At 37.3% G+C, this 13,311-nt stretch carries 9 protein-coding genes; 7 read left to right on the forward strand and 2 right to left on the reverse strand.

Features of this window, described 5'->3' with window-relative positions:
• Positions 1-3 precede the first annotated feature (3 nt).
• Positions 4-969, reverse strand: coding sequence for a LacI family DNA-binding transcriptional regulator (locus ACVRZD_RS04355; protein ID WP_037624865.1), 966 nt, complete (start codon positions 967-969; stop codon positions 4-6).
• Between the two features lie 2 nt (positions 970-971).
• A complete protein-coding gene (locus tag ACVRZD_RS04360; protein WP_447450297.1) occupies positions 972-2,411 on the reverse strand; it encodes a sucrose-6-phosphate hydrolase in 1,440 nt (479 codons plus the stop codon).
• A gap of 181 nt (positions 2,412-2,592) precedes the next feature.
• On the opposite strand from ACVRZD_RS04360, the gene ACVRZD_RS04365 reads away from it, so the two are divergent.
• The 7 genes from ACVRZD_RS04365 to secA all read left to right on the forward strand — a co-directional run bounded on the left by ACVRZD_RS04365 (position 2,593) and on the right by secA (position 13,262).
• Positions 2,593-4,491 (forward strand): sucrose-specific PTS transporter subunit IIBC, encoded by a 1,899-nt coding sequence (locus tag ACVRZD_RS04365; RefSeq protein WP_037624866.1) that lies wholly within the window; start codon positions 2,593-2,595, stop codon positions 4,489-4,491.
• 136 nt (positions 4,492-4,627) lie between these two features.
• Positions 4,628-5,509: a fructokinase ScrK gene (gene scrK / locus ACVRZD_RS04370; RefSeq protein WP_037624869.1), complete on the forward strand. Its 882-nt coding sequence runs from the start codon at positions 4,628-4,630 to the stop codon at positions 5,507-5,509.
• A 98-nt stretch (positions 5,510-5,607) separates the two neighbouring features.
• Positions 5,608-6,384: a MurR/RpiR family transcriptional regulator gene (locus tag ACVRZD_RS04375; RefSeq protein ID WP_037624871.1), complete on the forward strand. Its 777-nt coding sequence runs from the start codon at positions 5,608-5,610 to the stop codon at positions 6,382-6,384.
• Positions 6,385-6,478: 94 nt separating this feature from the next.
• Positions 6,479-7,774, forward strand: coding sequence for a PTS sugar transporter subunit IIC (locus ACVRZD_RS04380; RefSeq protein WP_037624872.1), 1,296 nt, complete (start codon positions 6,479-6,481; stop codon positions 7,772-7,774).
• Between the two features lie 54 nt (positions 7,775-7,828).
• Positions 7,829-9,244 (forward strand): glycoside hydrolase family 1 protein, encoded by a 1,416-nt coding sequence (locus ACVRZD_RS04385; protein ID WP_037624874.1) that lies wholly within the window; start codon positions 7,829-7,831, stop codon positions 9,242-9,244.
• 395 nt (positions 9,245-9,639) lie between these two features.
• Positions 9,640-10,590 (forward strand): mannose-6-phosphate isomerase, class I, encoded by a 951-nt coding sequence (manA, locus tag ACVRZD_RS04390; RefSeq protein WP_037624877.1) that lies wholly within the window; start codon positions 9,640-9,642, stop codon positions 10,588-10,590.
• 143 nt (positions 10,591-10,733) lie between these two features.
• On the forward strand, positions 10,734-13,262 hold the full coding sequence (gene secA / locus ACVRZD_RS04395; protein ID WP_037624878.1) for a preprotein translocase subunit SecA: 2,529 nt from the start codon (positions 10,734-10,736) through the stop codon (positions 13,260-13,262).
• Positions 13,263-13,311: the final 49 nt, after the last annotated feature.

Here is a 13,311-nt window from a genome sequence, read left to right on the forward strand (position 1 = left end):
TTTTTAGATGCTTGATCCAGGTAGAAGAGTAATCGGTAAGATGTAATCTTTACTGGTTTTTTCTTGCTTTATTTTTTTGATTAAAATCTCAATGGATAATTTAGCAATTTCTTCAATGGGTTGCTTGATAGTGGTTAATTGTGGGAAATAATTTTCAATAAAAGCAGTTCCATCATAGCCGATTAATTTAACATTTTCGGGGACTGCTAAACCTAGTTTTTTGGCAACTTTCATAATTAAAATAGCTGTCAAATCATCAGAAGCAAAGATGCCATCTGGCTGTCTAGTGGATAAGATTGATCGGATTTCCATTTCTCGTCGGATAGTCGATAAATTGTTAGGTAATCTGATGATTTCAGCACTCTTTTTCAATTGGTATGAAAAACCTAATTGTCTCAGACCAGTTGGTGAGTCAGAATTATCATTACCTGTAATCATAATCATTTTTTGGCAGTTATACTTTTGCAGAGTTTGGGCGGCTAAGATTCCGCCTTGAAAATTATCAGATGAAATAATTGGGATTTTGGGAGCTAAATTTCGGTCAAAAGCAACAATAGGAGCTTCAACACGTTCGTAGTCTTCAATACCCAAATTATGACTAGAAGAAATAATACCGTCTACTTGATTTGCAGCCAACATTTCTAGGTATTCTTTTTCTTTTTGAGGATTGCTTTGGCTATTACAAATAATTGCTTTATAACCATGATTAAACAGTTCGATTTCCAGATATTCAATTAGCTCTGCGTAAAAAATATTACTGATATTGGGAAAAATTAAACCAACTAATTGGGCTGATTTTCCTTGTAAACTTCTAGCTAGATTATTAGGTTGGTAGCCTAATTCTTTCATAGCTTCTTTTACCTTATCAACGGTTTTTTGAGAAAGATAGCCTTTTTTATTGATGACACGTGAGACAGTTGTTGGACTAACACCTGCTAATTCTGCAACATCAGTTAATTTTGCAACCAAAATTATTTCCTCATTTCATAGTAATTACCTGAAACTTGACCTTTGATAATTGAAATGCCAGATTCCTCTTTTGAAGGGAAGACGCGACTTGTTAAAACTTGATTTCCTTGATTAACAAAAATTTCAATTGTCGACTTGTCAAGATAGATATTAAGTGTAACATCTTCTTGAGGGATTTGGCAAGTTCTGATCGTCCCAAAATCAGTAGCATATTGTTGGCCAACCTGACTTCTATCCAGGCTTAATTGACCAGACTTGGTATCAATTGTTAGCACTAAGCCGCGTCCTTTTCCATCTGAAAAAACCTTTAACTCAGTCACTTGATTTGCAGGAACTTGCAGTTCTAATTCATAAGTATTTGAACTACTGGCTTTATCGGCAAAAGCTTGTGCCTCCCCTCTAAGGGATGTGATGGCATCAACAGGTGTCTGATAAAGTTGTCCATCTTTGATATGTAACTCTTTGACTAAACTTAGAGCGCCCTGGTAATCAAATTGATCACTTGGATAATTGATATCAGGTAAGCCAATCCAGGAAATAGCTAATGCTTTCCCATCAGGATTATTAAAAGCCTGGGTAGCATATGCTTCAAAACCGAAATCTAAGTTTTCAAGTTTTCTTGGACCAATTAATTTTCCATTTTCAGGGTCGAATGACTCGAAGATTTGATAAGTATTAGGGTAGATGTTGGCGTAGTTTAACACCTGTCGTGATAAGCCCTGTGGACTAAAGATGAGCACTGGCTTACCATCGACAAAAACTAAGTTTGGGCACTCAATCATATAGGCTGTTCCACTATTATCAAAATTCAAGTCAGCGACGAATTTCCAGCTGTCGACTTGGTTGTTAACAGCTTTGTAGAGTTTAATAATGCCTTTTTTGTTGAGGTTTTGACCACCGATAATGGCATAAAACTGCTCTTGATATTGGAAAATCTGAGGATCACGAAAATGATCAGTAGTGTCTTCTGGTTGCTCAATCAAAGCATGGTTAAATTTCTCGATTTTTCCATTTTTATCCATGAAGGCTCCGATTTGTAAGGGGTGGCGTACCCAATCTTGATCCCGCACATTACCTGTATAAAAGAGGAAAAGTTTTTCGTCAATAGCGTAGGCTGAACCTGAGTATGCACCATGACTATCATTTGCATGGTCTGGTAACAATTTGGTTCCTGTCTCGGTAAAGTTTACGAGATCCTTCGATACCATGTGAACCCACTGTTTTAATCCATGAGCTGCGCCAAATGGCCAATTTTGATAGAAAAGATGATATTGGCCATCAAAATAAGAAAAGCCATTAGGATCATTTAATAAGCCTGTTTTTGCTTCAATATGATAGTTGCAGTGCCAAGGAGATTGACTGATACGTTCTTCTATTTTTTCAATTTCCGCTTTTGTCCATTGATCATAAGTTTTATAACGGACTTCTTTTGGTAATTCCATTTGAGGCTCTCTTTCGTTTTACTCTACACTATTATATTAAACGTTTTCCTTTGTAAAATCAACAATAAATAGAGAAATAAAAAAATATATGTCAAACGCTTGACATGTATTTTTGACATGCTAAAATATTAAGCAAGAGGTGAAACGGTTTCACTTAAAAATAAAAGGAGATTTTTGCAGAATGGACAATAAACAAATTGCAAAAGAAGTCATTGATGCAATTGGTGGTCGTGAAAATGTAAAAAGTGTCGCACACTGTGCAACGCGTTTACGTGTCATGGTTATTGATGAAAACAAGATTGATAAAGAGAAAGCTGAAAACATTGAAAAAGTTAAAGGTGCCTTTTTCAACTCAGGTCAATATCAAATGATTTTTGGTACTGGTACGGTCAATAAAATTTATGATGAAGTAGTGGCTCTTGGTTTACCGACAGCATCAACTGGCGAACAAAAAGCAGAAGCTGCTCAACAAGGTAACATGTTCCAACGCGCTGTCCGTACTTTTGGTGACGTTTTTGTTCCAATTATTCCTGCAATTGTAGCGACTGGTTTGTTCATGGGGGTTCGTGGTTTAGTTACACAACCTACTATTATGGAACTGTTCGGTATTCATCATTACGGTGAAAACTTCTTAATGTATACACGTATCCTTACTGATACAGCTTTTGTTTATTTGCCTGCATTAGTTGCTTGGTCAGCCTTCCGCGTTTTTGGTGGAAATCCTCTGATTGGTATTGTTCTCGGTTTGATGCTTGTTTCAAATGAGTTGCCAAATGCTTGGGTTGTTGCTTCAGGTGGGGATGTTAAACCTTTAACCTTCTTTGGTTTTATTCCAGTTGTTGGTTACCAAGGGACAGTGCTTCCAGCTTTCTTTGTTGGTTTGGTTGGGGCTAAATTTGAAAAATGGTTGCATAAAAAAGTACCAGAAGCTTTGGACTTATTAGCTACGCCATTCTTAACCTTTGCTATTATGAGTGCCCTAGGACTCTTTGTCATCGGTCCAGTTTTCCATTCTCTTGAAAATGTTGTTTTAGCTGGTACGCAAGCAGTATTACATTTACCATTTGGTATTGCTGGTTTGATTGTCGGTGGTATCCAACAATTAATCGTTGTAACTGGTATTCACCATATCTTTAACTTTCTCGAAGCACAATTAATTGCTAATACAGGAAAAGATCCATTTAATGCTTACTTAACAGCAGCAACTGCAGCACAAGCAGGAGCAACATTAGCTGTTGGTGTTAAAACAAAATCTCTTAAACTTAAAGGGTTAGCTTTCCCTTCAACACTTTCTGCTTTACTAGGGATTACAGAGCCAGCTATCTTTGGGGTTAACTTACGTTATCCAAAAGTATTTGTCTCGGGTTTACTCGGTGGTGCCGTAGCTGGTTGGGTTGCTGGTCTCTTCAAAATTGCCGGTACTGGTTTTGGTATCACTGTATTACCAGGTACATTACTTTACTTAAACGGACAATTAGTTCCATATATTATTACGCTTTTGACAGGCTTATCAGTAGCCTTTGCGATTTCATATGTTTGGGGTTACAAAGAAGAGGAAGCAACAGAAATTGTTGCGTTATCATCTGAAACACAAGCTCCAATTGCTGAGAGTGCACAATCAAGTTTAAAAGAAGAAACAATTGTTAGTCCACTTTCAGGTACTTACCAAGCGCTTGATCAAGTGTCTGATCCAGTATTCTCATCTGGTGCAATGGGTAAAGGTATTGCAGTGAAACCAAGTGGTAATGCAGTTTATTCTCCAGTTGATGGAACAGTTGAAGTTGCTTTTGAAACTGGTCACGCTTTTGCTATCAAATCTGATTTAGGTGCTGAAGTACTTATTCATATTGGTATTGATACAGTCTCAATGGCTGGCGATGGCTTTAAACCAGCTGTTAAAGTTGGTCAAAAGGTTCAAAAAGGCGCCTTGTTAGGTCATTTTGATTCGGCTCGAATTGCTTCAGCAGGTCTTGATGATACAACAATGGTCATTGTAACTAATACGGCAGATTATTCAGATGTGAATATCCTTGCTACATATGCTCTGACGACAAGTCAAAAAATCTTGACTGTAAAATAATAAGTGGGCTAGGAGACTAGCCTTTTATTATTATTAAAACTAAGATTGTATCTTAAGAAAAGTAAATAATAGCTTGATTAACCTATTTGAAACACCTATAATATAAAGAAGAAAACGCTTTACAGAAGGAGAAAAAATGGCAAATTTATATGGTAGTCTAGAGGCTGGCGGAACAAAATTTATTTGTGCCGTTGGTAATGATGACTTAGAAATTGTTGCTAAAAGCCAATTTCCGACAACTAGTCCAGAAGAGACAATTGCTGCAACCATTGCTTTTTTCCAAGACTTTAAAGAAGACTTGGTAGGACTTGCTATTGGTTCTTTTGGGCCAATTGATATAGATGACAACTCAGAAACTTATGGTTACATCACAACAACCCCGAAACCAAACTGGGCTAATGTCGATTTACTTGGTAAAATTAAAGAAGCCTTGCAAGTTCCTGTTTATTTTACAACTGATGTTAACAGTTCGGCATATGGTGAAATGCTGGTACGTAATGGTGTTGATAGCTTAGTTTACTATACCATTGGAACTGGTATTGGTGCCGGAGCTATTCAGGATGGCCATTTCATCGGGGGCCTTGGCCACACCGAAGCTGGTCATACCTACGTCATGGCTCATTCTAATGATATTGAAACTAACTTTACTGGCGTATGCCCATTCCACAAAGGTTGCTTAGAAGGCATGGCCGCAGGTCCAAGTTTGAAAGCAAGAACTGGCATTCGTGGCGAGCTGATTGAGGAAAATTCAGCTGTTTGGGATGTTCAGGCTTTCTACATTGCTCAGGCCGCACTGCAGGCAACCATGCTCTACCGTCCGCAAATCATCGTTTTTGGTGGTGGTGTAATGGCCCAGTCCCATATGGTGACTCGGGTTCATCAGGCTTTTGAGGAATTAATGCAGGGCTACCTACCAGTCCCAGACTTGAAAGGTTACATTGTCACACCAGCAATTGCGGAAAATGGCTCCGCTACTCTAGGAAATTTTGCTTTAGCTAAATTAGTAGCTGGTCAATAATCAGAAAAACCACTTAAACAGTATTTTAAGTGGTTTTTTCCTTTCTTTTACTTCCAAGAGATGATACTATTTTAGTATCAAATGACTACGGAGAAGACATGGACTTTAAAGAACGTATATCTGTTCAATTTACAAATCTGACGAAAACAGATAAGAAAATATCTAATTATTTAATACAAAATCCTGAGTTTTTAACGGAAAATAGTGTACAAGGCGCAGCTAAGCTAATGAATACCTCACCAGCTGCTTTGGTTCGTCTTGCTCAAAAAATTGGCTATAAAGGCTTAGCCGATTTCAAAATGGACTTGGAAAATTATGCCAAGGATAAACCAGGTAAGGAGCAAGCAGAAGGCGCGACGGTTCGTGATCAAGTTTTATCTAACTATCGTGATACACTTGACATCATACAAGGACATCTAAGAGAAGAGGATTTACTGCAAGTGGTACGAATTATTCTTGAAGCCAGTCGGGTCAGAATTCTCGGAATAGGGAGTTCAGGATTGCGGGCTGAGGAGATGGTTTATCTTTTGCTTTACCAGGATGTCTATACAGAAAGTATCACCAGTAAGACCAAGATGCTTTATCTGGCTCGCAATTTAAGGCCAGATGATGTTTTGATATTCTATACGGTTTCTGGAAATAAAGATTTTCAAGAATTATTTATTGCAGCTAAAAAAGTTGGTGCGAAAATTATTATCTTAACTATGGTTGATAATCCCTATGTTCGTGACTATGCTGACCATTTATTTGTTTTGCCTTCAAATTTACAACAATTAACCAATACCAGTGGTGAATTCTATCAGATGGATAACCGGCTGCAGTTTTCAATTTTCTCTGAAATATTAGCAGCTTATGTCAATCAAGAGTTAAAATAAATTTCAAAGTTAAAATTATAGTTGAAATAAATTTCAAACGTGGTATAATAACCTTACATAAAAAATACTATTCACTAGTTAAAAGGAGATTACCATGAATAAATTTATGGATATGCTTAGTGAAAAGGTCTTGCCTGTAGCAACTCTTTTAGGAAATAATAAATATTTATTAGTCCTTCGCGATGCTTTCATGCTTTCTTTTCCTTTGACAATGTTTGGTTCTTTGATTGTAGTTTTCAATAATCTACCATTTTGGCCTGATAGTTTAAAAGCCCAATTTTCAACGCTTTTTGGAAATGGTCAAAGTGCAACCATGTCGATAATGACAGTTTTCGTGTCATTAGGAATTGGTTATTACATGGGTAAAGCAGAAGAAATGGAAGAAGGCATTTATGCCGCGGTCGTTTCTCTAGCTTCATTCCTAGTCTTAACACCATTCTTTTTTGATGTTTTAGGTGAAGATGGCAAAGTTGCAGCAACTGCAAATGGTGCACTGAGCCTTGACCGTCTTGGTGCTAAAGGAATGTTTCTTGGTATTATTGCTTCATTCTTAGCAGCAAAATTATTTGTCTACTTAACAAAACGTGGCTTTACCATTAAAATGCCGGAAAGTGTTCCACCAGCAGTTTCAAAATCTTTCTCAGCTTTGATTCCTGCCATTGGGACCTTATTATCATTCTTAATTGTTAATGCTATTATGGTTGGTTTATTTAAAACTAATTTACATGATGTGATTTATAACCTAATTCAAAAACCATTAACTGGTTTAGGGACAAGTTTACCTGCCACAATTGTTGCCCTCTTCTTTGTTCAATTTTTATGGTTCTTTGGTTTACATGGACAAGTTATTGTCAATTCTGTATTTGAACCTTTCTGGCAAACAAATATGTTAGATAATGCTCAATTAACCCAACAAGGAGCAGATGCCTTAGCAAAACATGGTCATATTGTAACTAAATCATTCATGGATACCTTTACAGTTGGTTTGGGTGGTTCTGGTTCAACTTTAATTGTTGTTTTAATCATGGCATTCTTTATGAAACATAAACAATATAAAGAAGTTGGTCGCTTTGCTTTAGGACCTGGTATCTTCAACGTAAATGAACCTGTTATCTTTGGTTTACCAATTGTTATGAATGCTAGTATCTTTATTCCATGGCTGTTAGCTCCAATTGTCTCAGTCATTATTGCTTACTTAGGATTTGCTAGTGGTTTGGTACCATTAACTACAGGTGCCCAAGTACCATGGACTATGCCAATCTTTATTTCCGGATTCTTAGCAACTAACTCAATTATGGGCTCATTATTGCAATTGGTTCAAGTTGTTGTGATCGGACTTATTTGGTTCCCATTCCTCAAAATGATTGACCGTGATGACCAATCATTATAATATAAATCAGGAGGAAGTTGACATGACATCGACTTCCTTTTTTAAGGAGAAATTATGAAAACATTACAATTCCCAGAAACTTTTTGGTGGGGAGCAGCGACAAGTGGTCCTCAGTCAGAAGGTAATTTCAAGAAAAAACATCAAAATGTGATGGACTACTGGTATGCGACTAGTCCCCAAGATTTTTACAATCAGGTTGGTCCTGATACAGCTTCTGATTTCTACCATGACTATAAATCGGATATCAAATTAATGAAAGATTGTGGTCTTAATACGGTTCGTACCTCTATTCAATGGTCTCGCTTGATTGATGATCTGGAAACAAACACCGTTAACCAAGAAGCAGTTGATTTCTATAATGCTGTTATTGATGAGTTCATAGCCCAAGGCATAACACCATTCATGAACTTGCACCATTTTGACTTACCTGTTGAATTATTGCACACCTACGGAGGCTGGGAAAACAAGCACGTTGTTGATTTATTTGCAGACTTTGCAGAAAAATGTTTCCAGCTTTTTGGTGATCGTGTTAAATACTGGTTTACGCATAATGAACCTTTAGTTGTTGTAGAAGGTGGGTACTATGAGCAGTTCCATTACCCTAAAAAAGTCGATGGCAAAGCTGCTGTCCAAGTTGCCTACAATCTCCAGCTTGCAAGCAGCAAAGCAATTGCCAAGTATCGTCAATTGCAATTAGATGGACAAATTGGAATCATTCTTAACTTGACACCGGCTTATCCAGCTAGCCAAGACACAGAAGACTTAAAAGCTGCACACATTGCTGATTTATGGTATAACCGCCTCTTCATGGATGCCAGTAGCAAGGGGCAATTTCCCCAAGAGTTAGTGGAAATCCTATCGCAAGAAGGAGTTCTTTGGCAAGCAAATGATGAGGAGTTGACTCTTATCAAAGAAAATACCATTGATTTGCTCGGTGTGAATTTTTATCATCCAAATCGTGTTCAAAGACCTAAATATTCGTCAAATAGTTTAGCAGTCGATTTTTTACCAACAAAATTTTGGCAGGCTTATGACATGCCAATGGCTAGGATGAATGTTGATAAGGGGTGGGAAATTTATCCACAGGCAGTTTACGATATTGCAAAGGACATTCAGAAAAACTATGCTAATTTAGACTGGTTTATCAGTGAAAATGGTATGGGTGTCTCTCGTGAAGAACGTTACCTTAACGAGGAAGGAATGATTGAAGATGATTATCGGATCCAATTTATCCAAGAGCACCTTTACTGGCTCCACAAAGGCATGGAAGAAGGCAGTAACTGTCTGGGTTATCATCTGTGGACCCCGATTGATTGTTGGAGTTGGGCCAATGCTTACAAAAATCGTTATGGACTTGTGACAAATAACATACATACCCAGGTTAAATCTTTGAAAAAATCAGGTTACTGGATGAGTGAGCTAGCAGATAACAATAGTTTTACAGTTGATGAAACGATTTTGGAACACTAATGTGCTCATATATTTAGCTGATTTTAGGAGTTAAGCATGTTCTGGAATAATTATCGTCCTGAAATAATTGTTATTATGATATTTTTTGAAAAAATAACCTTAAAAAGCTAATTTCCACTTAACAAAAGCTCGTTTTTAGGATATCATTAATTTGTATAAGAAATTTCTGGAGAGAGTATATTCTTATACATACCAAACAAGACGAGGGGTAACGCCGCGTTACTCCTTTTAGATTTTTAAATACCAATAGATTTTTGGATTAAAAAATCACTTACTGGTCTAGCTTTTAAAAACGATTAATGATTGAATAAAATGCTACTAAAAGATAGTTAGCTTGACTACCTAAAAAATGCTATAATAAATTTAAAAGTGATAACAGTGAATAGAGGTATATTATGTCAGAACCATTTTTTCTTAACGCTAGCATGCATGATAAAATTTGGGGTGGAACTAAATTAAGAGACATTTTTAATTATGATATTCCAACAGAAACAACAGGTGAATATTGGGCAATTTCGGCTCATCCAAATGGAGTTTCAACGATTGCAAATGGCAAATTTAAAGGGCAAGGATTAGATCGGGTTTATTCTGAAAATCCTGATTTATTTGGTAACCCTACTGAAAAAGTTTTTCCGCTTTTAACAAAAATCCTGGATGCCAATGACTGGCTTAGTGTTCAGGTTCATCCAGATGATGCTTATGGATTAGAGCATGAAGGTGAACTTGGCAAAACAGAATGCTGGTATATCATTTCTGCGGATCCCGGTTCAGAAATTATTTATGGTCATAATGCTAAATCAAAAGAAGAGTTAGCTCAGTTGATTGAGGCAGGTGATTGGGAGAATTTGTTGACACGTATCCCTGTTCAAGCTGGAGACTTTTTCTATGTGCCAAGTGGAACAATGCATGCTATTGGGAATGGTATCTTGATACTTGAAACACAACAATCAAGTGATACAACCTACCGTGTTTATGACTTTGACCGTAAGGATGCAGAAGGGAAATTAAGAGATTTACATATTAAGGAATCAATTGATGTCTTAACAATTGGTCAACCAGAAAACAGTGTTCCAGCCACAATGGTAATGGATAATATTGTTACAACAACTTTGGTGTCAAATCCATTTTTTACTGTTTATAAATGGTCTATCAATCAGATTGTTAGCATGAAGCAAACTGCGCCTTATTTGTTGGTTTCTGTTTTATCTGGTCAAGGGCAATTGGCTGTGGGAGATAAGGCTTATGCACTTGAAAAAGGAATGCATTTTATCTTGCCAAACGATGTTAAAACGTGGTCCTTAGAAGGACAAATTGAGATGATTGTTAGTCATCCGAATCAGAAATAAGTATTAAATTTTTTAGAAATAGAAAAAAGATGAGAAAAGAGCTAGGAATAAGCTTCTTTTCTCTTTTCATTTGGGGGGATTTCTTGAACTGAGTGCTCAATTGTGTTAGAATGAACTGATAAGAAGACTCGAAAGGAACTAGAATGGCCAATATTCTACGCAAAGTCATTGAAAATGACAAAGGCGAAATAAGAAAACTAGAAAAATTAGCAAAAAAAGTAGAAGCTTATGCTGATCAAATGGAAGCTCTATCTGACTCAGAATTACAAGCTAAGACACCTGAATTCAAACAACGCTACCAAAATGGAGAAAGTTTAGAAGATTTATTACCAGAAGCATTTGCAGTTGTCCGTGAAGCTTCTAAGCGTGTTTTAGGTCTTTTCCCATATCGTGTTCAAATTATGGGGGGGATTGTTCTTCACAATGGTGACGTTCCTGAAATGCGTACTGGTGAGGGGAAAACTTTAACAGCGACCATGCCTGTTTACCTCAATGCTCTTGCAGGTGAAGGTGTTCATGTCATCACTGTTAATGAATACCTTTCAACACGTGATGCAACTGAAATGGGTGAAGTCTATAGTTGGTTAGGTTTATCTGTTGGGATTAACTTAGCAGCCAAATCACCAGCTGAAAAACGGGAAGCTTACCTTTGTGATATTACTTACTCAACCAACTCAGAAGTAGGTTTTGACTATCTCCGTGATAATATGGTTGTCCGTCAAGAAGATATGGTTCAAAGACCACTTAGCTATGCTTTGGTCGATGAAGTTGATTCAGTTTTAATTGATGAAGCTAGAACGCCATTAATTGTTTCAGGTGCTGTTAGCTCAGAAACCAACCAATTATATATGCGTGCCGATATGTTTGTTAAAACATTATCTAAAGATGACTATATTATTGACGTTCCAACGAAAACAATTGGTTTAAGTGATTCAGGTATTGATAAGGCTGAGAGTTATTTCAATCTCAATAATTTATATGACATTGAAAATGTTGCCCTTACTCACTTCGTCGATAATGCCTTACGTGCAAACTACATCATGCTTTTAGATATTGATTATGTGGTCAGTGAAGATGGTGAAATTCTAATTGTCGATCAATTTACGGGACGCACTATGGAAGGGCGTCGTTTCTCAGACGGCCTTCACCAAGCAATTGAAGCCAAAGAGGGCGTACGTATTCAAGAAGAATCTAAAACGAGTGCATCAATTACCTACCAAAATATGTTCCGGATGTACAAAAAATTGGCGGGGATGACTGGTACAGCTAAAACGGAAGAAGAAGAATTCCGCGAAGTTTATAACATGCGGATTATTCCAATTCCGACAAACCGTCCAGTAGCTCGTCTTGACCATACAGACCTTTTATACCCAACCTTGGAATCTAAGTTTAGAGCTGTTATTGCTGATGTTAAAGAGCGCCATACTAAAGGCCAACCAGTCCTTGTTGGTACGGTTGCCGTTGAAACCAGTGATTACATTTCTAAAAAATTAGTTGAAGCTGGCGTTCCTCACGAAGTTCTTAATGCCAAAAACCACTTTAAAGAAGCCCAAATTATCATGAATGCGGGGCAACGTGGCGCTGTTACCATTGCGACCAACATGGCTGGACGTGGAACAGATATTAAACTTGGTGAAGGTGTTCGTGAACTCGGTGGTCTATGTGTTGTCGGGACAGAGCGTCACGAAAGTCGCCGCATTGATAATCAGCTGCGCGGACGTTCAGGGCGTCAAGGTGATCCAGGTGAGTCTCAGTTCTACTTATCACTTGAAGATGATTTAATGAGACGTTTTGGTTCTGATAGAATTAAATCAGTACTTGACCGCATGCGCTTGGATGAAGAAGATACTGTAATCAAATCAGGCATGTTAGCTCGTCAAGTTGAATCAGCACAAAAACGTGTTGAAGGTAACAACTATGATACACGTAAACAAGTCCTTCAATATGACGATGTTATGCGTGAACAACGTGAAATCATTTATGCTAACCGTCGTGATGTTATTACAGCAAATCGTGATCTTGGTCCAGAAATCAAAGCAATGATTAAACGTACAATTAAACGTACCTTAGAAGCTCATTCACGTAGCAATCGAAAGGATGCCTTGGACGCCATTGTTGCTTTTGCACGAACAAATATTGTTCCTGAAGAAAGTATTTCCGTCAAAGATATCCGTGACATGAAAGATGAGCAAATCAAAGACTATCTTTATGAGAAAGCCTTAGCTATCTATGAAAGTCAAATTGCTAAATTACATGATCAAGATGCTATCTTAGAGTTCCAAAAAGTCTTGTTATTAATGATAGTTGATAACAAATGGACAGAACATATTGATGCTCTGGATCAATTACGTAATGCAGTTGGTTTACGTGGTTATGCACAAAATAACCCTGTTGTTGAATATCAAGCTGAAGGCTTCATGATGTTCCAAGCGATGATTGGTGCAATTGAGTTTGATGTAACGCGTACTATGATGAAAGCTCAAATTCATGAACAAGAACGTGAACGCTCAACTCACCATGCAACAACGACAGCAGCACATAATATTGCTGCGCAAGGAAGTGGCCAAGAATCTGATGGTGCACTTGATTTTTCAGGTGTTAAACGTAATGAGCTTTGCCCATGTGGTTCAGGTAAGAAATTTAAAAATTGTCATGGAAGAAAAACCTACTAAGACAAGTCAGATTTTTTCTAACACATAAGACAAAGGAAGCTGAGAAAAT

Source organism: Streptococcus hongkongensis (assembly GCF_053206145.1).